21 protein-coding genes are annotated in these 25,129 nt (G+C 71.9%); 16 read left to right on the plus strand and 5 right to left on the minus strand.

All coding sequences use genetic code 11. The annotated features are described in order from the left end of the window. The first annotated feature begins 24 nt into the window (after nt 1-24). The 6 genes from ACFS27_RS10155 to ACFS27_RS10180 all read left to right on the plus strand — a co-directional run bounded on the left by ACFS27_RS10155 (nt 25) and on the right by ACFS27_RS10180 (nt 6,716). Nucleotides 25-1,395, plus strand: a complete 1,371-nt coding sequence (locus ACFS27_RS10155; protein ID WP_377182518.1) for an NAD(P)/FAD-dependent oxidoreductase — start codon at nt 25-27, stop codon at nt 1,393-1,395. Nucleotides 1,396-1,573: 178 nt separating this feature from the next. Further along, complete coding sequence (locus ACFS27_RS10160; protein ID WP_377182520.1) at nt 1,574-2,629, plus strand: glycoside hydrolase family 5 protein; 1,056 nt, start codon at nt 1,574-1,576, stop codon at nt 2,627-2,629. Between the two features lie 41 nt (nt 2,630-2,670). Beyond that, nucleotides 2,671-3,741: a metalloregulator ArsR/SmtB family transcription factor gene (locus ACFS27_RS10165; RefSeq protein ID WP_377182522.1), complete on the plus strand. Its 1,071-nt coding sequence runs from the start codon at nt 2,671-2,673 to the stop codon at nt 3,739-3,741. After that, a complete protein-coding gene (locus ACFS27_RS10170) occupies nt 3,738-5,456 on the plus strand; it encodes an FAD-dependent oxidoreductase (protein ID WP_449301524.1) in 1,719 nt (572 codons plus the stop codon). The genes ACFS27_RS10165 and ACFS27_RS10170 overlap by 4 nt, the downstream gene beginning before the upstream one ends. 49 nt (nt 5,457-5,505) lie before the next feature. After that, nucleotides 5,506-5,934: an arsenate reductase ArsC gene (locus tag ACFS27_RS10175; protein WP_377182524.1), complete on the plus strand. Its 429-nt coding sequence runs from the start codon at nt 5,506-5,508 to the stop codon at nt 5,932-5,934. After that, on the plus strand, nt 5,931-6,716 hold the full coding sequence (locus tag ACFS27_RS10180) for an aquaporin (RefSeq protein WP_377182526.1): 786 nt from the start codon (nt 5,931-5,933) through the stop codon (nt 6,714-6,716). Before ACFS27_RS10175 ends, ACFS27_RS10180 begins: the two co-directional genes overlap by 4 nt. Before the next feature lie 372 nt (nt 6,717-7,088). Here the strand turns inward: ACFS27_RS10180 and ACFS27_RS10185 are convergent, their stop codons facing one another. Next, a complete protein-coding gene (locus ACFS27_RS10185) occupies nt 7,089-8,657 on the minus strand; it encodes an FAD-dependent oxidoreductase (protein WP_377182528.1) in 1,569 nt (522 codons plus the stop codon). Between the two features lie 142 nt (nt 8,658-8,799). On the opposite strand from ACFS27_RS10185, the gene ACFS27_RS10190 reads away from it, so the two are divergent. From ACFS27_RS10190 to ACFS27_RS10200, 3 genes are all read left to right on the plus strand, one after another. After that, complete coding sequence (locus ACFS27_RS10190; protein ID WP_377182530.1) at nt 8,800-9,165, plus strand: ArsR/SmtB family transcription factor; 366 nt, start codon at nt 8,800-8,802, stop codon at nt 9,163-9,165. 48 nt (nt 9,166-9,213) lie between these two features. Then, nucleotides 9,214-10,272, plus strand: a complete 1,059-nt coding sequence (locus tag ACFS27_RS10195) for an arsenate-mycothiol transferase ArsC (protein ID WP_377182532.1) — start codon at nt 9,214-9,216, stop codon at nt 10,270-10,272. Nucleotides 10,273-10,379: 107 nt separating this feature from the next. Beyond that, nucleotides 10,380-11,132, plus strand: coding sequence for a VOC family protein (locus tag ACFS27_RS10200; protein ID WP_377182534.1), 753 nt, complete (start codon nt 10,380-10,382; stop codon nt 11,130-11,132). Between the two features lie 8 nt (nt 11,133-11,140). Here the strand turns inward: ACFS27_RS10200 and ACFS27_RS10205 are convergent, their stop codons facing one another. Further along, a complete protein-coding gene (locus ACFS27_RS10205) occupies nt 11,141-11,797 on the minus strand; it encodes a uridine kinase (protein WP_377182536.1) in 657 nt (218 codons plus the stop codon). Between the two features lie 188 nt (nt 11,798-11,985). Here ACFS27_RS10205 and ACFS27_RS10210 point away from each other — a divergent pair, with 188 nt between their 5' ends. Then, the gene (locus tag ACFS27_RS10210) at nt 11,986-12,630 is read left to right on the plus strand and encodes a hypothetical protein (protein ID WP_377182538.1); all 645 of its coding nucleotides are present in this window, start codon (nt 11,986-11,988) and stop codon (nt 12,628-12,630) included. 86 nt (nt 12,631-12,716) lie between these two features. Then, nucleotides 12,717-16,229 carry a S41 family peptidase gene (locus tag ACFS27_RS10215; protein ID WP_377182540.1) on the plus strand — a complete coding sequence of 1,171 codons (3,513 nt, stop codon included), beginning with the start codon at nt 12,717-12,719 and terminating at the stop codon, nt 16,227-16,229. Nucleotides 16,230-16,253: 24 nt separating this feature from the next. Here ACFS27_RS10215 and ACFS27_RS10220 read toward each other — a convergent pair whose 3' ends face one another. Further along, nucleotides 16,254-16,880 carry a class I SAM-dependent methyltransferase gene (locus ACFS27_RS10220; RefSeq protein WP_377182542.1) on the minus strand — a complete coding sequence of 209 codons (627 nt, stop codon included), beginning with the start codon at nt 16,878-16,880 and terminating at the stop codon, nt 16,254-16,256. A gap of 337 nt (nt 16,881-17,217) precedes the next feature. Between ACFS27_RS10220 and ACFS27_RS10225 the strand changes: the two genes are divergently transcribed. The 5 genes from ACFS27_RS10225 to ACFS27_RS10245 all read left to right on the plus strand — a co-directional run bounded on the left by ACFS27_RS10225 (nt 17,218) and on the right by ACFS27_RS10245 (nt 21,513). Continuing rightward, nucleotides 17,218-18,141, plus strand: coding sequence for a cation diffusion facilitator family transporter (locus ACFS27_RS10225; RefSeq protein ID WP_377182544.1), 924 nt, complete (start codon nt 17,218-17,220; stop codon nt 18,139-18,141). 13 nt (nt 18,142-18,154) lie between these two features. Beyond that, entirely contained in the window at nt 18,155-19,108 is a 954-nt protein-coding gene (locus tag ACFS27_RS10230; protein WP_377182546.1) for an AraC family transcriptional regulator, read from the plus strand. Nucleotides 19,109-19,185: 77 nt separating this feature from the next. Further along, a complete protein-coding gene (locus ACFS27_RS10235; RefSeq protein ID WP_377182548.1) occupies nt 19,186-19,983 on the plus strand; it encodes an amino acid ABC transporter substrate-binding protein in 798 nt (265 codons plus the stop codon). A gap of 44 nt (nt 19,984-20,027) precedes the next feature. Then, the gene (locus ACFS27_RS10240) at nt 20,028-20,687 is read left to right on the plus strand and encodes an amino acid ABC transporter permease (protein ID WP_377182550.1); all 660 of its coding nucleotides are present in this window, start codon (nt 20,028-20,030) and stop codon (nt 20,685-20,687) included. Further along, nucleotides 20,674-21,513 (plus strand): amino acid ABC transporter ATP-binding protein, encoded by an 840-nt coding sequence (locus ACFS27_RS10245; protein WP_377182552.1) that lies wholly within the window; start codon nt 20,674-20,676, stop codon nt 21,511-21,513. The genes ACFS27_RS10240 and ACFS27_RS10245 overlap by 14 nt, the downstream gene beginning before the upstream one ends. An 82-nt stretch (nt 21,514-21,595) precedes the next feature. Here ACFS27_RS10245 and ACFS27_RS10250 read toward each other — a convergent pair whose 3' ends face one another. Both ACFS27_RS10250 and ACFS27_RS10255 read right to left on the minus strand, forming a co-directional pair. Beyond that, complete coding sequence (locus tag ACFS27_RS10250; RefSeq protein WP_377182554.1) at nt 21,596-22,576, minus strand: Gfo/Idh/MocA family protein; 981 nt, start codon at nt 22,574-22,576, stop codon at nt 21,596-21,598. An 86-nt stretch (nt 22,577-22,662) separates the two neighbouring features. Beyond that, nucleotides 22,663-24,969, minus strand: a complete 2,307-nt coding sequence (locus ACFS27_RS10255) for an immune inhibitor A domain-containing protein (protein ID WP_377182556.1) — start codon at nt 24,967-24,969, stop codon at nt 22,663-22,665. Nucleotides 24,970-25,129: the final 160 nt, after the last annotated feature.

Here is a 25,129-nt window from a genome sequence, read left to right on the forward strand (position 1 = left end):
ACCTCCGGTGAGAGAATTTGGGGCGTGACCGACTCTGCGCACACCCCCGTGCACGCTGGTGAGGACCACGCCGTGGAGGACGCGGACTACGGCCTCGAGACGCCCCTGACCGGGCACCCCGAACCGCTGCCCCACGTGGTCGTCGTGGGCGGCGGGTTCGCGGGCATGGCCGTCGTGAAGGCGCTGGCGAACGCTCCGGTGCGGATCACGCTGATCGACCGCCGCGTCTACAACACGTTTCAGCCGCTGCTGTACCAGGTGGCGACCGGCGGGCTGAACCCTGGCGACGTCACCTACTTCCTGCGCGGCCTGCGGCTCCGGCAGAAGAACGTGCACGTGGTGCACGAGCACCTCGTCGAGGCGGACCACCAGGCCAAGAAGATCCGCCTGCTGAACGACCACTGGGTCAGCTACGACTACCTCGTGGTGACGGCGGGCGTGACCACCAACTTCTTCGGGACGCCCGGCGCCAAGGAGTACGCGTTCCCGATGTACTCGCGCTCGCAGGCGCTCCGGATCCGCGACAACCTGTTCATCCGCCTGGAGAAGGCGGCCAAGTCCAAGCGGCTGGACGACGGGCTGCGCGTCGTCGTCGTGGGCGGCGGCGCCACCGGGGTCGAGGTAGCGGGTGCGCTCGCGGAGCTGCGGACCGCCGGGCTCGCGCCCGCCTACCCCGAGATCCACGGCGACGCCTTCGAGGTCAAGGTGGTGCAGCGCGGCAGCGAGATCCTCAAGGCGTTCGCGCCAGAGCTGCGCTCCTACGCCGCTGAGGAGCTGACCCGGCGCGGGGTCTCGCTGCACCTGGGCGCCGGGGTCGCCGCCGTCGAACGCGATGCGGTGGTGCTCACCGACGGCACGCGCATCCACGCCGACCTGACCGTCTGGTCGGCGGGGGTCCACCCCCACGAGGAGGTCTCCGGCTGGGACCTGCCGCAGGACGAGGGCGGCCGCATCAAGATCGACGACACCATGCAGGTCGAGGGGCTGCCGCACGTCTTCGCGGCGGGTGACATCGCGGTCTCGCCGTCGGGCCTCCCGCAGCTGGCCCAGCCCGCGATCCAGGGCGGGACCGTGGTCGGCAGGAACATCCAGGCGCTGCTCGACGGTCAGCCCCCGCAGGAGCTGCGCTACGTCGACAAGGGGACGATGGCGGTGATCGGCCGCCGGGCCGCGATCGCCGAGATCAACCTGCCGGGCGGCAGGCCGCTGCGGATCACCAAGGGCCTGGCCTGGCTGGTCTGGCTGTTCGTGCACATCATGTCGCTGATCGGGCCCCGCAACCGGGTCACGACGCTCGCCGGCCTGGTCACGCGCTACGGGTTCCCGTTCCACCGGCGGCCCGTCCCGATCGTCGGCGACGTCCCGACGGTCCGCCCGCCCAAGCACGGCGCCTGACCGCAGGTCTTGGTTGTGGGCGTGATGGTTGCGACTATGCGCCCGTTTTAGGCGCAACGATCGCGCCCACAGCCAAGGCAGGGTGGGCGCTTAAGCGATTCGCCCCCTGGTCTCTCCCGCTGGCACACGGGGACGCTTCGAGCGTCGGCACCGATGTACACCTCGAAGGGGAGGCACCATGAGACCTACTCGCGCGATCATCTCCGGTACCGCGACAACAGCGGTCCTCGGGCTGCTGCTCGTCCCGTTGCTCGGTCAGCCGGCCGGCGCCACGGCACCCGCAGCGCCCGACGACGGCGCGCGGGCCGACGCCGCAGGCTCGGCCGCCGTCGGGATCCACGTCTCTGGCGGCCGGCTCGTCGAGAGCGACGGTTCACCCCTGCTGCTGCGCGGCATCAGCCATGCTCACACCTGGTACGCCGGGGAGACCGGGGCGTTCGCCGACATCTCCGCCGCCGGCGCCAACGCGGTCCGCGTGGTGCTGAGCGACGGGACCCGCTGGACGCGTAACGGCCCGGCGGACGTCGAGGGCGTCATCGGCCTGTGTGGGGAGAACCGGCTGGTCTGCGTCCTGGAGGACCACGACACGACCGGCTACGGCGAGGAGGCCGCGACCAGCACCCTCGACACGGCGGCGGACTACTGGATCTCCCTGCTGCCTACCCTCCAGGGCACCGAGGACCGCGTGCTCATCAACCTCGGCAACGAGCCATACGGCAACAACGCGGCGGTGAACGCGGGCTGGGCCGCCGACACCTCCGCAGCGATCCAGCGCCTGCGCGACGCCGGGTTCGAGCACACGATCGTCGTGGACGCACCGTCCTGGGGGCAGGACTGGCAGGGCATCATGCGGGACTCCGCCGCCGACGTGCTCGCGGCCGACCCGGACGGCAACACGGTGTTCTCCGTGCACATGTACGGCGTGTACGACACCGCGGCAGACGTCACGTCCTACCTCGACGCCTTCACGAGCCGGGGGCTGCCGATCATCGTCGGCGAGTTCGGGCACGACCACTCCGACGGCAACCCCGACGAGGACACGATCATGGCGTACACCCGGTCGCAGGGGATCGGCTGGTTCGCCTGGTCCTGGAGCGGGAACGGCGGTGGTGTGGAGTACCTCGACCTGGTGACGGGCTTCGACCCGGCGCAGCGGACCATGTGGGGCAACCGGGTCATCACCGGCCCCGACGGGCTCGCGGAGACCTCCGTGCGGGCGCACGTGTTCGACTGAAGGTGCTTGCGCCCTGTATCGACAGATGTAAACATAGAGACATGTCGATACAAGGCTCGGGCGCCGAGAGGGCCACGTCCGCCGAGGCGCACGCGATCGGCCCCGACGCCGCCGCCGATCTCGCCTCGACGCTCAAGGCGATCGCCGACCCGCTGCGCCTGCGCATGCTGTCGGCGATCGCCACCTCGCCCACCGGCGAGACGACGGCGGGCGAGCTCGCGACCCTGACCGCCGTCTCGCAGCCCACCGTGTCGCACCACCTCAAGGTGCTGCGCGACGTCGGCCTGCTCACGTCGGACCGGCGCGGCACCTGGGTCTGGTACCGCATCGCCCCCGCCTACCGGGGCGCGGTGACCACCCTGCTGGACCGCTTCGCCCCCGCCGCCATCGAGGTGCACGCGGGCGGCACACCGGCGGGAACCGGGCACGGTGCGGTCGCAGGGCTCGGCAACGTGGAGCCCGCGCTGGACCGGGTCGCCGCCTCGCTCGCCGAGCGCTTCACCGGGACGCCCGAGCGCGAGTGCTACCGCGTGGTCCGGGAGTCCTACACGGCGCTCGCGCGCCGCGGCGGGAACGCGGCACACCTCGTCCCGCTCACGGAGCACTTCGCGCGGCAGCGCCTCATGGACGCCGAGCGGGCGCTGGCGCCCGGCGCCGAGCGCACTCCGCAGGTGCTCTTCGTGTGCGTGGCCAACGCCGGGCGGTCGCAGCTGGCCGCTGCCCTCATGCAGCACTACGCCGGCGGCCGGGTGGTGGTCCGGTCGGCAGGCTCCGCGCCGGCGAGCGACGTGCACGCGACCGTGCGCAGCCTCCTCGGCGAGCTCGACGACACCGCGGCAGCCGACGTCGTCGACGATGTCACGCGCTTCTACCCCAAGCCGCTCACCGACGACGCCGTCCGCGCCGCCGACGTCGTCGTGACGATGGGCTGCGGCGACGCCTGCCCGGTACTGCCTGGCAAGCGGTACGAGGACTGGATCGTCGGGGACCCCGCGCTCGCCTCCCCCGCCGGAGTTGCCGCCATCCGTGACGAGCTGGACCGGCGGGTGCGCGAGCTGCTGGCCGCGCTGCTGCCGGCAGAGGACGCCCTGACTACCGAAGGAACCCGATGAACGCCCTGCCCCTGCCGAGCGCCCCGCTGAAGGTCGTCGTCGTCGGGTCGGTCGCCGCCGGCACCTCTGCCGCCGCGAAGGCCCGCCGCAACACCGAGACCGCCCAGATCACGGTGTACGAGCGGGACCACGACATCTCCTACTCCGGCTGCGGCCTGCCGTACTTCGTGGGTGGCGAGGTCGCCGACATCGAGGAGCTCACCCCGCGCGACCCGGCCTGGTTCAAGGCCCGGTACGACGTCGACGTGCGCACGGGGCACGAGGTCGTCGCGGTCGACGCCGACGCCCGGACCGTGACGGTGCGGGACCTGGCGACCGGCCGCACCGTCGTCGACGCCTATGACGAGCTGGTGCTCGCGACCGGTGTCCGCGCCGTCGTCCCGCCGATCCCCGGCGTGGACTCGACCGGGGTGTTCTCCGTGCGCACCCCGACCGACGCCCGCGCGATCCGCGCGTGGATCGAGGACAGCGAGTCGAGGGGCCGGGTCGTGCGGCACGCGGTGGTCGTCGGGGCCGGGTACATCGGGCTGGAGATGGCCGAGCAGCTGGTGGCCCGCGGTCTGACCGTCACGGTCGTCGAGGCGCTCGACCACGCCATGCCCCGCATGGACACGGACATGTCCGCACGGGTGGACGACGAGCTCCGCAAGCACGGCGTGGACCTGCGGCTCGGCACGAAGGTCGTGGGCATCGAGGCCGACGACGGCGGCGTGACCGGCGTAGCCGTGGACGGCGGGCGGCTCGGGTCCGGGCACATCGACGCCGAGCTGGTGATCGTCTCCGTCGGGGTCAAGCCGAACACGGACCTGGCCGAGCAGGCCGGCGTGCGGATCGGTCCGACGGGCGCCGTCGCCGTCGACCGCAGGCAGCGCACCAGCGTGGAGCACGTGTGGGCCGTCGGCGACGTCGCCGAGTCCTTCCACGTGATCACCGGCGACCCGGTATGGGTACCGCTCGGCTCGACCGCGAACAAGATGGGGCGTATAGCAGGCGACGCGATGACCGGGGGGCCGCTGGAGCACCGCGGGATCCTCGGCACGTCGATCGTGCGAGTCTTCGACGTCGGTGTTGCCCAGACCGGCTTCACCGAGGCCGGGGCACGCGCCGCCGGGTACGACGTCGAGGTGCTGCACAACATCAAGCCCGACCGGCCCGAGTACCTGGGCGGCAAGCCCCTGGTCCTCAAGGCGGTCGCCGACCGCGCCACGGGGCGGCTCCTCGGCGCCCAGGCGATCGGGGCGTCCGGGGCGGACAAGCGCATCGACGTGCTGGCGACCGCGATCACCTTCGGGGCGGACGTCGCCGACCTGTTCCACCTCGACCTCGCCTACTCCCCCACCTACGCCACCACCAAGGACCCGGTCCACTACACCGGCATGGCGCTGACCAACGCGATCCACGGGCAGGCACCGCTGGTCACCCCGGCCCAGCTGGACCGGCGTCGGGCCGACGGCGAGCGGATCCAGGTCGTCGACGTGCGCTCGGCGAAGGACCGCGCGAAGTCCGCGGTACCGGACTCGGTGCACATCCCGCTGGCGGAGCTGCGGCAGCGGTCGGGCGAGCTCGACCCGGCGCTGCCCACGGTGACCTACTGCAACAAGGGCGTCACCGGGAACGCCGGTCAGAACGTGCTGCGCAACCTCGGGTTCACGGACGTCGCGAACCTGTCGGGCGGCAACCAGAGCTACCAGGCGCGCCCCGCCGCATCGTCCTGAACCTTCCTGAACCTTTCTGAACGGACCCGCCGAACCACTGGAGCCCCTCGTGTCCGAGACCTCGACGCCGGCCAAGCCCTCAGCCCTGTTCGTCTGCGTGCACAACGCGGGCCGCTCCCAGATGGCCGCAGGCTTTCTCCGAGCGCTGTCCGGCGGTGCCGTCGACGTGCGCTCCGCCGGATCCATGCCCGCGGAGCAGATCAACCCCGTCGCCGTGGAGGCCATGCTCGAGGTGGGCATCGACATCCGCGGCGAGAAGCCAAAGGTGCTGGAGCCGGTGGCGGTCGAGGCCTCCGACGCCGTCATCACCATGGGCTGCGGTGACGCCTGCCCGTACTACCCCGGCAAGAACTACCAGGACTGGGAGCTCGACGACCCGGCAGGCCAGGGCATCGAGGCGATCCGCCCGATCCGCGACGAGATCGAGCGGCGGGTGCGCGGCCTGCTCACCGAGCTCGGCGTCGAGCCGGTGGCATGAGCGCTCCCATGGGCGCGCAGGCGGACGCGCCGGAGAGCTCGACCGTCGACGCAGCGACGACGGCGGGGGTGACCGCGGCGGTGACCTGGCCGGCGGCCCTGTGGCGCCGGGCGCTGGGCGAGCTCCTCGGCACGGGGCTGCTGGTCGCCGTGGTCGTCGGGAGCGGGATCGCTGCGGCGAACCTGTCGCCCGACGACGTCGGGCTGCAGCTGCTGGAGAACTCGCTGGCCACGGCCCTCGGACTGGCCGTGCTGATCGCCGTGCTCGGACCCCTGAGCGGCGCGCACTTCAACCCCGTGGTCACGCTCGCGGGCTGGGTCCTCGGGCGCCGTGACCCGGCCGGGCCGCGGCTCGGCGACGTGGCCGCCTACGTCGCGGCGCAGCTGACGGGCGGGATCGGCGGTGCCCTGCTGGCCAACGCGATGTTCGGCGAGCCGACGGCGATCGCGACCACCGACCGGGCGTCAGGGGCGACGCTCCTCGCCGAGGTGGTCGCAACGGCGGGGCTCGTCCTGGTGATCTTCGGACTGCTGCGCGCCGGCCGCGACACGCTGATCGCGCCGGCGGTGGGCGCCTACATCGGCGCGGCGTACTGGTTCACCAGCTCGACGTCGTTCGCCAACCCCGCGGTCACCCTCGGCCGCGTGTTCAGCGACACCTTCGCCGGGATCGCCCCTGGTTCGGTGCCGCCGTTCGTGCTCGCGCAGCTGGTGGGCGGAGCCGTCGGCCTCGGGCTGGCCGTGGTGCTGTACCCGGTGGGGGCGGCTCGGGCCAGGCGCTGAGGGCCTGACAGATGGGTACGTGGCACGGCTGCGCCGATGGTCACCGGCACCCGACGGCCGCCGCCGCCGGTCACCGCCCATCGACCGTCACCAGCACCCGCCGGTCACCACCGCCGGTCGCCACCGCCGGTCACGATCGCGGGTCACCGGCACCCCCCGGTCACCACCGCCGGTCGCCACCGCCGGTCACGATCGCGGGCCCGCTGTCACCCGCCGACTGCAGACTTGGTTGCGGTCACCAGTGTTGACTGCAGACTTGGTTGCGTCTGGAGGCCGGCAAACCGCAACCAAGTCTGCAGTCGGCAATCCGGGCGGCGACCAAGTCTGCAGTCGGCAACCGGGGAACCGGCGACCAAGTCTGCAGTCGGCCAGCTAGTCGCCGGAGCGGCCGTGGACGACTCCGGTGCTGAACCCGACCGGCGTGACCGGCGTGGTGTCGACGAGTGCCTCACCGAGCGGCGTGGCTCCGGAGGGCGCGGCTCCGATCGAGACCTGCTGCGGCCCGGCGGGGACCGAGCAGCAGGAGCTCGACCCGTACGCCGCCAGCTCGTCCGGAGAGACCTTGCCGTCCGCGTCGGCGGCCAGCGCGAGGTCGGACGAGCAGACTCCGGTCTCCGGCAGGTTCAGCTCGACCGCGTCGGCCGCCGCACGGTCACCCGCGAGCGCGGCGGCGATCGAACGGACCTGCTCGTAGCCGGTGGCGAGGAGGAACGTCGGCGCCCTGCCGTAGGACTTCATGCCCACCAGGTAGAACCCGGCGTCGGGGTGGGTCAGCTCGGCCTCGCCGTGCGCTGGCACCGTGCCGCACGAGTGGAAGTTCGGGTCGATGAGCGGCGCGATCTGCCGCGGCGCCTCCACCACGGGGTCGAGGTCGAGGCGAACCTCCCGCAGCATCGCCAGGTCGGGGCGGAACCCGGTGGCGGCCGCGATCTGGTGCACCGAGAGGTCGAGGGCCCCGTCGTCGCCGTCGCGGCGCGCCGACCCCAGGACGCGCACGGTGTCGTTCGCCGGGTCGGTGGACGGGTCGGTCGCCGGCTCCAGCCGGTCGATCGCCACGCGGGTGAGCAGCTCGATCCGGCCGGCCTCCACCGCGTCGCGCAGCCGGGTGCCGAGCAGACCGCGGGCCGGCAGGTCGTCACCGGTGCCGCCGCCGTACAGGCGGCGCGGCGAACCGCCGCGGATGGCCCAGGTGATCCGGGTCCCCTCGGTGCCCTGTGCTGCCTCCTGCTCCGCGAGCTCGACCAGGCTCAGCAGCGTGTTCGCCGCCGAGTGCCCCATGCCGACCACCAGGGTGTGCCGCCCGGCGAACCGCTCACGGTCGCGGCCGAGCACGTCCGGCAGCGCGCCCGCGAGGAAGCGCGCCGACTCGGGCTCACCAAGGGTCGGCAGGCCCGACGTCCCCAGCGGGTTGGGCTGGTCGTAGGTTCCCGAGGCGTCGATCACCGCCTGCGCCCGGATCTCCTCGACGGTGCCGGCCCCGGCGGAGCCGTCCGCTGGACCGGTGGTCAGCCGGACCAGGTACGGCAGGCGTTCGCGTCCCAGCGAGCGGGAGCGGTCGGCGCCGTCCTTGGTCACGGCGAGCACGCGGGTCCGGTACCGGACCTGCGCCCCTGCCCCGGTCACGAGCGCGTCGGCCAGTGGCGCGAGATACCGCTCGACGAGCTCAGCGCCCGTGGGCAGCGCGTCGGGTTCCGGCTCTGTCCACGGCTCGGCGCGCCCCGCTCCTGCGGCCGTGAGCAGCCGGCGGGCGGCGGCGTCGACGTCGTACCGCCACGGCGAGAAGAGGCGCACGTGGCCCCACTGCGCGACGGCGGCGCCCGCGCCGTCCCCTGCCTCGATGACCAGGGGTTCGAGCCCGCGCTCGGCGAGATGCGCCGCGGCGGCGAGACCAACGGGCCCGGCGCCGATCACTACGACCGGAAGGTTCTGCGCTGTCGTCATGTTTCCCGTCCCCATCTTCTCTGTCGTCTCCGCTCATCTTCGCCGTCATCTCCGCCGGCGGCCAGGATCAGATCGAAGAACCTCGATGCGTTGACTCGGGGTGAACATATCCAGAAACTTCGATGCGTGGCAAGATGGACACATGACGACGATCGCGCTCGAGCTCGCACCGGCTGCGCCGAAGTCCGGCACCTGCTGCGCCCCGCTCGTTCGGGAGGCAGCCGACCCGGCCGCCGCCGCCGACCTCGCCCGCTCCTTCAAGGCGCTGGGCGACCCCACGCGGGTCCGGCTGCTCTCGATCGTCGCCGCGCACGACGGCGGTGAGGCCTGCGTCTGCGATCTCACCGAGCCCGTCGGCCTGAGCCAGCCCACCGTGAGCCACCACCTGAAGATCCTTGTCGATGCCGGGCTGCTCGCCCGTGAGCAGCGCGGCAAGTGGGCCTACTACTCCGTCGTTCCCGGCTCGCTCGACCGGCTCGGTGCTCTGCTCAGCGAAGCGGCGAGGTAGCCTCACTCCTGGCACTCGGCCACACCGCCGTCGGCCAAGGAGAACCCCATGACACCGGACGAGCTGCGCTCCGCGCAGAAACTCACCATGGCGAACCCTGAGCGGTTGCGCCTGCTGGCCCGCATGATGACGCACCCCGGAGGCGGCTCGACCGCCGAGGACCTGGTGCAACACCCGGCATCGACCGCCGCGGACATCGAGCACGACCTCGAGGCGTTGACCGCGGTAGGTCTGGTCGCCGCCGTCGGTCCGGTCGTGCCGGACGGCGGGCTGCCCGACGTGCCGCTCGCCGAACGCCCGCGCCTGGGCCCGCCGTCGTACCGGGTGTCGTCGCGGGGCATCGCGCGGTTCGGGGCGGCTGCCCTGGCAGCGCCCCGCCACCCGGGGGAACCCCCGCTCGACGTGCACGACCACGAGGCGCTGCTCGCCCGGCTGACCGAGACCCTCTCCGCAGGGTTCGCGACGAATGCGGGCACCGGCACGGTGGATCGGCTCGTGCGCGAGTGCTACGCGTCGCTGAGCAACCAGATCAGGTCGTACGCGCACCTGCCCGCTCTCACCGCCTGGCTCGCGACCGACCGCCTCGCCGCGATGACCGAGGTGACGTACGGCTCGCCGCGCGACGTCCTGTTCGTCTGCGTCCACAACAGCGGCCGCTCCCAGATCGCCGCAGCGGTCACGCGACGCCTCGCCGGCGACCGCGTCCGGGTGCGGACCGCGGGAACCAGGCCGGTGGCCGAACCCGACCCGCTGACGGAGACCGTCCTGGCCCGCCGTGGGCTCGACGGGCTCATCGAGTTCCCGCGCGAGCTCACGGACGACATCGTGCGCGCCTCCGGCGTGATCGTGACGATGGGCTGCGGTGACTCGTGCCCCGTCTACCCGGGACGCCGCTACCTCGACTGGCCGCTCGACGACCCGGCGGGCCGCCCGGTGGAGGAGGTGGAGCGGATCGTCGACGAGATCACCGCCCGGGTGCGGGCGCTGCTCGCGGAGATCGACGCGGCGGAGGACTCTCCTGGCCTGGTCGAGGCCGGAGCGTCCGACGACACGCAGCCCTGGCTGGCGCACCCGGCTCAAGAGAGATATTCACAGGGGTGTGGATAACTGCTGTGCATAACCGGGCGTGGCTGTCCGGTGGGGAGTGTCAGTGGCACGGTGCAAGGTGGTTCTACGCGCATTCCTCGTGCCACAACCTCTCGAAGGGCTGAGCCATGACCGAACCATCTTCCGCCGGACCCGCAGCCGCACGTCCCACCTCCGGCGGGGTGGGCACCGTGCACTCCGTGGTCCTCGACGTCCCTGACCTCACCGCGGAGGCGGACTTCTGGACGGCGCTGACGGACGGCACGGTGGCCAAGGCGGACGACGACTGGATCACCGTCGTGACCCCCGACCGGTGGGGCATCGCGTTCCAGCTCGCACCCGACCTCGTGCCGCCGCAGTGGCCCGGGCAGGAGCACCCGCAGCAGGCGCACCTCGATCTCTACGTCCCGGACCTGGCGGCGGCGAGCACGCGGGCGGTCGAGCTCGGAGCCACCCTGCTGCGGGAGAACGAGCAGTGGATCACGCTCGCCGACCCAGCCGGGCACCCGTTCGACGTGTGCCTCGACGAGAAGTCGGACGGCGTCACCGTCATGGGCGCCACCTTCGACTGCGCTGACGCGTCAGCGCTGGCGCAGTTCTGGTCCGGCGTGATGGGCGAGCCGGTGACCTATGACGCCGAGGGTGTCGCCATGCTCGGCGGCTCCCGGCCGCTGCTCTTCCAGACCGTGGAGGGGTACAACCCGCCGCGGTGGCCGGATCCCGCGTACCCGCAGCAGCTCCACCTCGATATCGAGGTACCCGACCTCGATGCCGGCGAGGCCGCGGTCCTGGCCCTCGGGGCTGCGCGGCTGCCTGGTCAGGGCGACGACTTCCGGGTGTTCGCCGACCCTGCGGGCCACCCCTTCTGCCTGGTGCGCTGAGCACCGGGTCAGGTGCGCTCGAGGGCCGGGTGGTCCGGGTGATCGACCCGGACCACGAGGTCAGGCATGCCCTCGATCTCGCGGGCATACCGTTCGTAGGCGGGGACGGCCCACGTCTCCTCGGGCGGCGTCCGACGGCGGAGCGTCGCCGGTTTGAGCGCGAGATGCACGGTCAGGTCGACGGCAAGACCCCTGCCGATGGCGAGCACGCCGTCGAGCACGACGACGGTGCCCGGCGCGGCGTCCAGGTAGCCGGCTCGCGTGGCGCGATCGGTGTCGGGATCACGCAGGCTGGGTAGGTACTCCCGCCGGTCGACGACGCGCGTCAGCACCTCGCGGTTCAACGAGCCGACGTCGATCCAGTCGTCGAGCAGGCTGTCCGGGTCCTCGCGTCCGCGTTCGAGCCGCAGGGACCGTGGGCGGAGAAAGTCGCTGACGCGCACGCGCGCCGCAGGTCGCCCGGCGGCCTCGAGCGGGACGACGAGGGCGTCGGCGAGGCGCTCGGGGTGCGTGGACGGGTGCCCGTCGACGAGCAGCCGCACCGGCCCGCGGTCCTGCTGTGGCCCGGTCACCGCCCCGGTCAGAGGCTCCGCGCGGGCGAGGACCAGCCCGGCTACCCGCTCGACGAGGAGCGCCGGACTGACCGGCTCTATGCGTGTGCTCATCGTGGAACGACTCTATGGCGTGCGCCCGGCTCGGCGGCAGCGCAGCCGAACGAGCGCGACCACAGGGGACCGTTCTGGCCCTTCGTCCACAGATCGCGGATCGCCGCCCCGCAGACGCCGTCGGCCGGTCCAGGATCGTGACGAAGACAAGCGCCAGCACGATCACACGCCGTCCGGGAGCAGGACCCATGCCACGAACGCAGAGACACCATCGAGCACAGGTCATCGACCTGGCCGCGCGCCGCCGGGACCGGGACCAGGCCGCCGGCGTCGCGACCACCCGGGAGCACGCGCCCGGCTGGCTGCTGCGCTCCCCCGCCTACCGGGTCGTGGACAGCCTCGCGCCCTGGGCAGGCCTCAGCGACGGGGCCACGTTCGCCACACTGTTGGGCGACCCGGTCGACGCACACCTGGTGCTCACGACCTTTCCGCCGCACGCCCTGGCGCGCAGCTTCTGCGGCGGGCCGACGCTCGAACAGGTCGCGCGTGCGGTCACCCGGGAACCACGGAGGATCAAGGCGCGCGTCTGGGTCGGCGGCTACGGGACGCCGGACGAGGGCATCAGCGTCGCAGCGGTCTATGTGCGGTTCGAGGGCGTCCCAGCGGAGACCGCCGCTCGGGCCGGGCAGCATCCCGCGCTCTGGGCGTGGCTGACCACCCGGCTCGGGCACGACGGCACGGCACCGTGCTGGCCGGAGCCCGACGAGATAGCTGCGGACCGCGCGGACGTCCCCGAGCCGGGCAGCTGGTGGCGCCTGCGCTGGGGCCCTTCGCGAGCTCCCTCCGCGCGACCGGCGAGGGCCGGCTCTCCCGGTCCTGCTGCGGCGACCTGAGCCCACCGGCCATGACGTACCAGGTCACCCGCTGCCCTCAGCGATTTCCGATGACGGGTGTCGGACCGCGCGAGTACGTTGAACCGGTGACCCAGCCCTATCTCCGGTTCCCCCACATCCATGGCGACCAGGTCGCGTTCGTGGCCGACGACGACGTCTGGCTCGCCCCGGTATCCGGCGGCCGCGCCTGGCGCCTGACCAACGATCACGTGCCGGCCAGCACGCCGCGCTTCTCCCCCGACGGCACGCGTCTCGCCTACGTGTCGCACAAGGACGGGCATCCCGAGGCCTACGTGGTCGAGCTGGCCGACGGCGCGACGCGGCGCCTCACCTGGTTCGGCGGCAGCACGACCTTGGTGCTCGGCTGGGCGGACACCGACCACGTCCTCGTCTCGTCCAACGGCGGCTCGTACGAGTCGTCGCTGACCGTCGTCCGGACCGTCGGCCTCGACGGCACCGTCGAGACCCCGCGTTACGGCGCCTCCTGGGGCGTGGCCGAGCACCGGGGACCCGACGGCTCCACCGCGACGGCCCTCGTCTCGGCGGGCTACCGGACTCCGGCGTACTGGAAGCGGTACCGCGGCGGCACGGCCTCCGTGCTCTGGCTCGACCGTGGCACGGGCGACTGGCAGCGCCCGCTGCCCGACGACGAGGCCGGGATCTACGACCCGCACTGGATCGGCGACGCGCTGGTGTTCACGTCCGACCGCGGGGCCACGTTCCCTGACCACGCCGACGAGCAGGCGAACCTGTGGGTGCTCGACGGCCTCGCGACCGCCACGGAGACACCTGAGCCCCGGCAGCTGACCACCCAGTCGGAGGCTGACGGCTACGTCCGCGACGCGGCCTCCGACGGCTCGCGCATCGTGTGGCACAGCCGTGGCGACCTCTGGCTGCTCGACAGCCTGGACGGCGTACCGCGCCGCATCGACGTCACGCTCACGGGCGCCCTGCCGCAGCCCTACTCGGCCGACCCGGACTCGACGCCGGCAGGCATCGACGGTCTGGCCGTCGACAAGACCGGCGACGCGAGCGTCGTCGGCTGGCTCGGCACCGCGTACTGGGTGACCCACCGCGCGGGTCCGGCCCGCGCGCTCGTCGCCGACCCGTCGGTCCGCGTCCGCGAGCCCGTCCTGCTCGGCGACACCGGGCGTGTGGTCGTCGTGACCGACGCGCCGCGCAGCACCCCGCAGGGCGAGAGCAGGGAGGACGCGCTCGAGATCCACGTCCTGCCAGGCACCCCCGACGACCAGGGAGTCTCGGACCCCCAGCCGCAGCGCCTCGCGGGCGGCGAGCTCGGCCGCGTGCTGCACCTCGCGGCGAACCCGGCGGGCGACGCGCTGGCTGCCATCTCGCACGACGGCCGGATCAGCCTGGTCGCCGTACCGGCCGACGACCCAGCGACCGACGACGACGCGTCCGACAGCGACTCCTCCGACACCGGCGCGAGCGCCGACGGCACCGGCGACGCCGTCGTACCGGGCACTGTCACCCTGCTGGGCAGGTCAGGGAACGGTGAGGCGGAGTCGCCGACGTTCTCCCCGGACGGGCGGTACCTCGCCTGGTCGAGCCCGACGGGCAGCGAGGGCGGCCACCACCAGATCCTCGTGGCGGACCTGCACGCCGAGAAGCCGGCGGCGACCCCGCTGACGTCCGGCCGGTTCCACGACTTCTCGCCGGCGTTCAGCGACGACGGCAAGTACGTCGTGTTCCTCTCGGACCGCACGTTCGACCCGTCCTACGACTCCCACGAGTTCGCCCTGTCGTTCAGCGCGGCCACGCGGCCGTGGCTCATCCCGCTGGCCGCGACCGAGCCGGCACCGTTCGGCCCGAGCGCCGACGGCTGGCGCCTGGCCAAGCCGGACGACAAGCCGGACGACAAGGCCCACGGCATGGACGGCAGCGACACCGACGGCGAGGCGAGCGGCACGGCAGAGGGTGAGACGAGCGGCGACGCGCGCGACAAGCAGCAGAAGCACGACGCCGCCTCGCCCGACATCGACTTCGACGGCGCGGAGGAACGCGTGGTGCCGTTCCCGGTCACGTCGGGCCGCTACCGGCGCCTGCTCGCCGCCAAGGGCGGTGTGCTCTGGGTGCACGAGACCGACGACGCGGGCGTGCTCGGCTCGCGGCACGCAGGCACCGAGGCCGACCCTGCACCCAACGTGCTGCAGTTCTGGTCGTTCGATGCACGCAAGGCCACGGACATCGCCGAGAAGGTGCGCACCTATGCGGTGTCGGGCGACCGCGAGCGCGTGGTGATCCGGTACCGGTTCGGGCTCAGCACGCAGTCGGCGACCAGCAAGCCGGGCGACGACGACCCCAGCGCGTTCGACATCGACCTGTCCCGCATCCGCTACGAGGTGGACCCGCGCGTCCAGTGGCACCAGATGTTCGACGAGAACGCCCGCATCATGCGTGACCACTACTGGCGCGCGGACATGAACGGTGTCGACTGGGACGGCGTCGTGGCCCGGTGGCGTCCGCTGGTCGACCGGGTGGCCACCCACGACGACCTCGTGGACGTGCTCTGGGAGACGGTCGCAGAGCTCAACACGTCGCACGCGTACGTCCGCGGGCCGCACGCGGCGGGCGACACGTCCCGCAAGCTCGGCCTGCTCGGCGCCGACCTCACCCGGACCGCCGACGGCTGGCGGATCGACCGGGTGCTGCCCAGCGAGTCGTCGGACCCCGGAGCCCGGTCGCCGCTGCGCGCAGCGGGCGTCGACGCGCGGCCGGGCGACCTGATTGTGGCGGTGGACGGCCGGCCGGTGCACCCGGTGGCCGGCCCTGCGGCAAGCCTGGTCGGCGCCGCCGAGATCCCCGTCGAGCTCACGCTGCGACGCCCCGCCGGCACGGCGGGGGGCGGTAGGCCGGGCGGGACGGACCGCCGTGTCGTCGTCGTGCCGCTCGCCAGCGAGTCCGACCTGCGCTATCAGGACTGGGTACGGTCGCGCCGGGAGTACGTCGCCGAGAAGTCGGGGGGCCGGCTGGGCTACGTGCACGTCCCCGACATGATGAGCACCGGGTGGGCCCAGCTGCACCGCGACCTGCGGCTCGCCACCGACTGCGAGGGCATCGTGGTGGACGTGCGGTTCAACGGTGGCGGGCACACGTCGCAGCTCGTGATCGCGCGTCTCGCCGCACGCGTCGCCGGCTGGGGGCTGAACCGGCACTACGACCGGCCGAGCGCCTACCCGGAACGCGCTCCGCGTGGGCCGGTGGTGCTGGTCACCAACGAGTACGCCGGGTCCGACGGCGACATCGTGAACGCGGCGGCACAGGCGCTCGGCGTCGGGCCGGTGGTCGGCGTGCGGACGTGGGGAGGCGTGATCGGTATCGACGGCCGCTTCGGCCTCGTGGACGGCACCGGGATCACCCAGCCGCGGTACGCGTTCTGGCTCGACGGCAAGGGGTTCGACGTCGAGAACCACGGCGTCGACCCCGACATCGAGGTGCGGCACACGCCGGCGGACTACTTCTCCGACGTCGACCCGCAGCTCGAGGCCGGCATGGCCGAGGCGTTCCGGCGGCTCGCCGAGCGTCCCGCGGCAGTGCCGCCGGCGCTCCCGGAGCCGAGGGTGCGCCGCCGGCCGTAGCCACGCCGGTGGCCCCGTGACGGGTCAGCCGCGCGTGGCCTGCACGAAGGCGAGCGGTCCGAAGCGGTGCTCGACCCGCTCCGCCTCACGGGCGCCGGTGAACCCGGCGTCCGTGAGGAGCCGCACCAGGCCGCCCTCCAGGTTGCGGACGGCGTGCTGGTCGCCCGCCGCGGTGGCCGGGCCATGGCCCGCGTGGCCCCGGCCGTGGCCAGCCGAGCCGTGTCCACCCGAGCCGTGACCACGCGAGCCGTGACCACGCCGACCGGCCCTGTCTGACTCCGCGAAGTCCACGATCGTCACCCGGCCGCCCGGGCGGAGCACGCGAAGGGCCTCGGCCCCGAAGCGGGTCCGGTCCTCCTCGGGCACGTGGTGCAGCGCGAGGGCGGACACGACGTGGTCGACCGACCCGTCGTCAGCAGGGAGCCGGTCGGCAAAGCCCTGGACGAGCGTGAGCGGGACCCTGCGGCGGGACGCCTTGCGAGCAGCGGTGCGCAGCGCACTGCCGTCGGGGTCGAGGCCGGTCACGAGCGCGGCCGGCTGAGCACGCAGCACGGCGAGCGACAGGTTCGCCGTGCCGCAGCCGACGTCGAGCACCGACTCGCCGGGCGCGACGTCCGCGAGCGCCGCCACCCGGTCGTGCAGAGCGCGCACCCGGCGAGGCGCGAGGACAGGTCGTAGAACGGGAGCAGCCAGGGCCTGCCCATCCCCGGCAGGAACTCCCGGGCACGTTCCTCGGGGGTGCGGTGGTCGAGGATCTGCACGGTCGTGTTCATCCGTCTGCCTTCCGTCCGGTGGCGCTGCGGTTGCTCCCGCGCCGGCTGCGCAGGGTCGCGCTACCTACCAGCGTCGGACATCCTGTGGTTGACGGGCAGGATGTAATTCGGTGGCGGTCGCACGATCCTCGGCTGTCCCGGTGCTGCGCCGGCCACGGGGCGCGCGTTCCCGCCCGGCCGACGGTAGCGTCGAACGCGTCACGACAGGGGGACACATGGCGCGGGATCGGGGTGGCTCGGGGCTGACGGTGGTGATCGCCTTCGGCGCCAACTTCGCGGTGGCGGTCGCAAAGACGGTGGCGGCGGTCCTCACCGGTTCGGCCTCGATGGTGGCTGAGGCCGCGCACTCATGGGCGGATACCGGCAACGAGGTGTTCCTGCTGGTCGCCGAGCGGACGGCGGGCCGGCCTGCCGATACGGACCGGCCGCTCGGCTACGGCCGGGAGGCGTACGTCTGGTCGATGCTGGCGGCGCTCGGGCTCTTCGTCGCCGGTGGCGTGGTGTCGGTCTATCACGGCATCCAGGAGTTCGACGCGAGCGGCGAGGGCAGCTCGTACACGATCGGCTACCTCGTGCTGGCCGTCGCCTTCTGCCTCGAGGGCGTGTCGTTCGTCCAGGCATACCGCCGCACCCGGAGCGAGGCGCGGGCACTCGGACGCGACCTCCTCGACCATGCGCTGGCAACGTCTGACCCGACCCTGCGCGCGGTGCTCGCCGAGGACTCCGCGGCGCTCGTCGGTCTGGTCATCGCCGGAGGAGGGATGGCGTTGCACCAGGCCACCGGCGACGCCAGGTTCGACGCGATCGGCTCGATCCTCGTCGGGGTGCTGCTGTGCGTCGTTGCGGTGGTGCTCTTCGACCGCAACCGCCGGTTCCTGACCGGCGAGGTCGCCGACGAGCGGATCCATCAGGCGGTCCGCGAACGGGTCGAGGCCCTGCCCGGCGTCCATCGGGTGGGCCGCCTGCGGCTGGAGTTCGTCGGACCACGGCAGCTCCTGCTGGTCGCGAGCATCGATCTGCCCGGAGACGAGTCCGAGTCCCACGTCGCGGTCCGGCTGCGCGACCTCGAGCAGCAGCTCGAACGCATCCCGCAGATCGTCGACGCCGTCCTGACGCCGGCCGTCCCGGGTGACCGGTGAGGCGAGGCAGGCCATGACGACCGCACGTTCCTCGGGCGACGCCTCGGCCGGGCCACGCCCCCCGGCGCACCTGCGCACCGTCCGGCCGGACGGCACCCCCGTCTACGGGCATCCGACCCGCCTGGGCTCCCCACCGGTGCTCGTCACGCGGATCGATGTCGACGCGGATCATCCGCACCTGCCGCCGGGCCACCGGCACGCGCACGACTTCCTCGTGCTCGTCTACGTCGAGCGGGGCGGCGGCACCGTCTCGCTGAACGGCCAGGACACACCGCTGCGCGCCGGTGACGTGCACGCCGTCCCGCCCGGGCAGGCGATCGACTCGGCCGCGCTCGCCGACCTCGACCACTGCCTGGCCTGGAGCGTGGCCTTCACGCCCGACGCCGTCCCGTCGCTCGCCTCGGTGTCCCCCCTCGCCTGGGGGCACCACCCGCACCTGGCCTTGTTCGCGCTCACGGCGCTGCCTGCCGGGGCGAGCGCCAACGTTCCCGAGGCGGACCGCCCGCGCTGGTCGGCGTGGCTGACGGAGCTCTCCGATGAGCTGTCGGAGCCGGGCCGGCTGGGCGCCCGCGAGGCGGCGTCGGCCGTGCTGACGCGGATCCTCATCGGGGCGGCGCGGCTGGCGCCGTCGGCCCCCGCACCGCCCGACCCGCTGGTGACGCGGGTCTTCGACGAGATCGAGGAGACGTTCCGCGACCCGGTGTCGGCGGCCGACGTCGCCAGGGCGCTCGGCTACACGGCCGGCTACCTGACCACGGTGGTCCGCGAGCGTACGGGCCGGACTCTGCTCGAGTGGATCACCGAACGCCGCATGACGGAGGTGCGCAGGATGCTCCGGGACACGGACCTGCCGCTCGGCGTCGTGGCCGCGAGGACCGGCCTGCGCGACGCGACCTACCTGGTCCGGCGGTTCAAGGACCGGTACGGGATCACGCCCGACCGCTGGCGCCGGAGCGAGCGGGTGTGAGATCACCTCGTATATCAGTTAGTTTTGGGTCGCGCATCGGCAATGTCGATGCGTGTCACTCATCGAACGGAGCCCTCATGTCTCGCAACCGCGCCTTCCTCACGGCCGCCGCGGCCTCGGCCGCCCTCCTGGCCCTGTCCGGCTGCGGCAGCTCCGGTGAGTCCGGCGGCGTGGGCGAGGAGCTCGGGCTCGTCTCGGGCGACACGCTCACGGTCGCCACCGAGGGCACGTACCGGCCGTTCAGCTACCACGACGAGTCGGGCAAGCTGGTCGGCTACGACGTCGAGGTCGCCGAGGCCGTCGCAGAGAAGCTCGGGGTGGAGATCACATTCCAGGAGACGCAGTGGGACGCGATCTTCGCCGGCCTGGACAGCGGCCGCTTCGACACCATCGCGAACCAGGTCTCCATCACCCCGGAGCGCGAGGAGGACTACGTCTTCTCAGCGCCGTACACCGTGTCGAACGGCGTGCTCGTGGTGAGCGCCGACAACAACGAGATCAAGAGCTTCGACGATCTCGAGGGCAAGACCACCGCCCAGTCGCTCACGAGCAACTGGAACGAGCTCGCCCAGGAGAGCGGTGCAGAGGTCGAGGCCGTCGAGGGCTGGGCCCAGGCGGTGGCACTGCTCGACCAGGGCCGCGTGGACGCCACGATCAACGACAGCCTCACCTACCTCGACTACGCCAACACCGAGGACGCCTCCGGCATCAAGGTGGCCGCGGAGACCGAAGAGGAGTCGCAGTCGGCGTTCGTCGCCACGCCGGAGCGGGAGGCCCTCACCGAGGCCATCGACGGCGCCCTCGAGGAGCTGCGCACCGAGGGGACGCTGGCCGAGCTGGGCGAGAAGTACTTCGGCGAGGACGTCTCCGAGTGACCTGCCGAGCGACGCTTCTCCGCTGACCGCGGGGAGAGGGACACATGGACTGGCAGCTCATTGCCGACTCGTTCTGGCCGCTCCTGCGGGCCGGACTTGCCGGCACCATCCCGCTCGCGCTGGCATCGTTCGCGATCGGGCTGGTGCTGGCGCTCGTCGTGGCGCTGATGCGCCTGTCGCCGAACCGGCTGCTGTCGTGGACAGCCGGCGCGTACATCTCGCTGATCCGGGGCACGCCGCTGCTCGTGCAGCTCTTCGTGATCTTCTACGGCATGCCGTCGGTGGGGATCCTGCTCGACCCGTGGCCCAGCGCGATCATCGCGTTCTCCCTGAACGTGGGCGGCTACGCGGCCGAGGTGATCCGCGCGGCCATCCTGTCGGTCCCCAAGGGCCAGTGGGAGGCGGGCTGGACGGTGGGCATGTCTCCCGCCCGGTCGCTGCGCCGGATCATCCTCCCGCAGGCCGCCCGCGTGTCGGTGCCGCCGCTGTCCAACACGTTCATCTCGCTGGTCAAGGACACGTCGCTCGCGGCGCTCATCCTGGTCACCGAGATGTTCCGCAGGGCGCAGGAGATCGCCACGTTCTCCAACGAGTTCATGACGGTGTACCTGGAAGCGGCGTTGATCTACTGGCTGTTCTGCACGGTGCTCTCCACCGGGCAGAACGCACTCGAGAAGAGGCTGGACCGGTATGTCGCCCACTGATCGCACCGACCGCTCGGACTCGGTGAGCCTGCTGACGGCGCGGAACATCCAGAAGTCGTTCGGCGCCAACCACGTGCTGCGTGGGGTGGACCTGGAGGTCCAGCGCGGCGAGGTGGTCGCGCTGATCGGCCCGTCCGGGAGCGGCAAGACGACGGTGCTGCGCTCCCTCAACGGGCTCGAGACGCCGGATGCCGGGGTGCTGGAGCTCGACGGCGGCCCGGTGGTCGACTTCGGCGCCCAGACCGCGGCGAGGACCGGCGCCTGGGCCGGCAGGCGCGCCGGCGCGCGTCGGGCGAAGACGGACCGTGCGGCCCTGCGTGACCGGTCGGCCATGGTGTTCCAGCACCACAACCTGTTCCCGCACCGCACCGTCCTCGACAACGTGATCGAGGGCCCCACGCAGGTCCAGCGCGTCCCCCGCGCGACGGCGATCGGCCGGGCCGAGGAGCTCCTCGCCCGCGTCGGCCTCTCCGACAAGCGCGACGCCTACCCGCACGAGCTGTCCGGCGGCCAGCAGCAGCGCGTCGGCATCGTGCGTGCGCTCGCGCTGGTGCCGGACCTCCTGCTGTTCGACGAGCCGACGTCGGCCCTCGACCCCGAGCTCGTCGGCGAGGTGCTGACCGTGATGAAGGAGCTGGCGGACGAGGGCTGGACCATGGTCGTGGTGACCCACGAGCTGCAGTTCGCGCGCCAGGTCGCGGACGAGGTGCTGTTCCTCGACGGCGGCGTCGTGGTCGAGCGGGGCGCTCCAGCGCAGATCTTCTCCCACCCCACGGAAGAGCGCACCCACCGCTTCCTGGACCGGATCCTGCACCCGCTGGACTGACCCCACTTGGCTGTGGGCGCGATCGTTGCGCTCATGCGTCCGTTTTAGGCGCAACGATCACGCCCACAACAAAGAAGGTGGGCTATTCGTTCGGGTACTTCAGGCCGATCTGCTCGCGGATCGTGTCCAGCGTGCCCATGATCGCCACGGTCTCCGCGCGCGAGAGCAGCGGGCTGTCCAGCTCCCCGGTCGCCACCAGGCGCTCCGCCTCTGCGGCCTGGAAGTGCATGCCGCGGCCCGTCACCTCGGTCGTGAAGGTCTCGGTCTCGGTGCCTGCGGCGTCGTACACGTGGACCGTCGCCGGGTTGTACCAGACGGCGTCGATCTCGATGCGGCCCTCTGTGCCCAGGATCGACGCCCGGTTGGGGCCCTTCGTGTCCGACGCCGAGATCGTGGTGGCGACGCGGGCGCCGTCGTACCCGAAGATGGTCGCGATGGTCGCGTCCGCACCCGTCTCCTTGAACGTCGCGTGCGACTGCACCGTGAGCGGCTCGCCGAACACGTCCCAGGCGAACGAGACCGGGTAGATCCCCAGGTCGAGCAGGGAGCCGCCGCCCAGGGCCAGGTCGTTGATGCGGTGGGCGGGGTCGTCGGACAGGTCCTGGGTGTGGTCCACCATCAGGGTGCGCACCTCGCCGAGCACGCCAGAGGCGATGATCTCGCGCACGCGCGCCATGTGCGGCAGGAACCTTGTCCACATGGCCTCCAGCGCCACGAGGCCCTTCTGCTCCGCCAGCTCCGCGATCTCGCGCGCCTCGGCGGCGTTGAGCGTGAACGGCTTCTCGACCAGCACGTGCTTGCCGGACTCCAGGACGAGCTTCGCGGCCGCCACGTGCATCGGGTGCGGAGTGGCCACGTAGATGATGTCGACCTCGGGGTCGTTCACGAGGTTCTCGTACGAGCCGTGCGCCGTCCGGATGCCGAAGCGCTGCGCGAAGTCCTGCGCCTTCTCCAGCGATCGTGACCCCACCGCCTGCACGGTGAAGCCGTTGTCGTTCAGGTCTGATGTGAAGGCCGAGGCGATCCCGCCGGCCCCCAGGATTCCCCATCGCAGGTGTGTCATGCGCTCGAGCGTAGTGCCCCCGACATGTCAGACGCTCAGGTCACCGTCGGTGGCCTGAGCGTCTGACACGTGGTGGTGCGATCGGGTCAGTTGACCTGGATGGTCATGTTGCCCCTGCGGGTGTCCTGGCTCAGCACCTCGATCGTGGTGCCGGTGCCGCCGACCTCCACGGAGTGGCCGGGGTTGGCCTTGTCGTAGTAGCGCCCCGGGTCGCTGTCGTCGAAGATCCGGACGGACCGCTGCTTCTGCTGGAACAGCGTCGTCGTCTCGGTCTCCGACACCTCACGGTGCAGCGAGATCCGGTCGGTCTTCTCGAGGCCGAACGTCGAGTCGAACGACTGGATCCTGTTGCGGGCGATCGTCCCGTCCGACCACTTCATCGGCGTGGGCCGCGCGTCGACCGGCAGCGCCTGGCCGCCACCCGGGTGCTGCGACGTGTTGTTGTCGCCGTACCGGCTGTTGACGTACCAGACCAGCAGGCCGTCCTGGTAGGGGTAGTGCTCCACCCGGTCGCTGTTGGTGAAGCCCCAGCCGAAGTTGTACGGGCCGGACTTCAGCGTCGCGTCGTAGCCGCCGTACACGCGGTTCTCGGCGACGTAGTAGTGGGAGTACTCGATCTCGTAGGTGCCGTCGGCGCCGACGAGCTGGAAGCCGTCGACGGTCCAGTCGGCCGTGTCCTCGAAGTCCTCGGTGAGCGCGGTGCCCACGGCGACGTCGTCGACCATGAAGCCCTTCTCCACAGCACCGCCGTCGGTCGAGTAACGGAACCGGACCGAGGCCGTCTGACCAGCGAAGTCCGCCAGGTCGGCCGTGAGGTCGACCCAGGCGCCGTCCGAGCTGCCGGTGATACCGCCACCGGGGTTGGTGCCGTTCGGGTCGTCGTCGGTCGAGAGGTTGTTCGGCAGGGTCGTCCACGAGCTGCCGCCGTCGGTGGAGACGTCGACGAACGCGTAGTCGAAGTCCGCCTCGATCGCGTACTGCACCTTGGCGGTCAGCGAGCCGCCCGCCGGCACGGTGAACGACGGCGAGGCGATCGTGTTGTTCAGGTCGTTACCCCTGTTGGAGTAGGCGAACTGGCCGTCGTGCGCCTCCACCTCGAGGTCTTCCCGCGCGACGCCGTCGGGCAGGTTGACGATCGCGGCCTGCTCACGCGTGGTGGCATGGAACGACGGGCCGAGGTTGACCCGCTCGCGCTCGCCGGCCTCGACGGTCTCGTAGTCGAGCCAGCCGAGGAACAGCTTCTCGGTGGCGCCCATGTGGTTCGGCGTGGTGCCGATGGTGCCGTCACCGTGGCCGAGCCACGAGCCGGAGCTCATGAGGTTCCAGTAGCCGGTGCCGTTCTCGCCGCCGTTGGTGTCGTAGTAGTCCGGCAGGCCGAGGTCGTGGCCGAACTCGTGCGCGAAGACACCGAGGCCACCGTTCTCCGGCTCCGTGGTGTAGTCGCGGATCCAGAGGTCGGAGTCGCCGATCTTGATGCCGCCGAGCTTCTCGAAGTCGGCCGGGCCGTCGGTGCCGAGGCCGCCCTGGTTGACCGACCAGCGGTGCGACCAGATGGCCGACTCGGGTGCGCCGGCCTCCTCGCCCTCACCGGCGTGGATCGCCTGGAAGTGGTCGATGTAGCCGTCGGCCTCGGCCGTGATGCCGTCGCCGTCCATGTCGTAGCGGTCCCAGACGTCGAACGACTTGAGGTAGGCGTCGATCTCCTCGGCGGTCTTGCCCTGCGCGACCTGGTCCTCGTACCAGGCGTCCGCGGTGTCCTGGATGAACCGCGTCATGTCCGCACCGGACTCGGTGGTGCCGTAGGACGCCGTGCTGTACGGCACGGTGACCCAGTCGGACACGTCGCCCTGGAGGTCGAACCTGCCCGACGACATCTCGTCGTATACGCCGGCGAACGACTCACCGTTCTGGTCCTCCATGCCGGTGAAGAACATCTCCCGGAAGTGCTCGCGCGAGAAGTCCGGCTCCCAGTAGGTGGAGTTGTCGTCCTCCGCCGGCTCGGGGATCTCGTTGTGCGCGGGGCCTGCCGCCGCGTCCGGGTAGCGGTCGTCCACCTCGTCACCGAAGTCCACGAGGATGCTGAACAGCTGCGCGGTCTCCTCGACGCCGTACTGCACGTAGTCGCGCGGGGAGATCTCCACGACCTTCGAGGCGCGGGAGCCCGTGCCACGGGTCTCGACCTCGGCCTCTCCGGTCGCGACCATGTCGACGGCGAGCTGCCGCTTCTCGATCTGCTTCTCGGCGAGGGCGTCGGGACGGTTGTCCTCCTTGGCCGACGCCGCCTGCGGCGGTGCCTCCTCGGCGTGGGGTGCTGCCGAGGCTGTGATCGGCACTACGGCGGTGGAGAGCAGCAGAGCGGCTCCCGCACCGACGGCACAGATGCGTGGATTCATTTTTCCTCCGTGAAGAGAGCTACGTCCGGGACGAGGAGGTGATTCGGGTCGCCGGACCTGCCGGGACAGCAATGTCCCTGGAGGAGGAAAGCAGGGAAATATTACGACAATGTTGCCTACGACACATGTTTCGTTCATGACCTATGTCGGAGATGGCGGG

It is taken from the genome of Promicromonospora vindobonensis (genome assembly GCF_042685865.1).
Taxonomy (GTDB): Bacteria; Actinomycetota; Actinomycetes; order Actinomycetales; family Cellulomonadaceae; genus Promicromonospora; species Promicromonospora vindobonensis.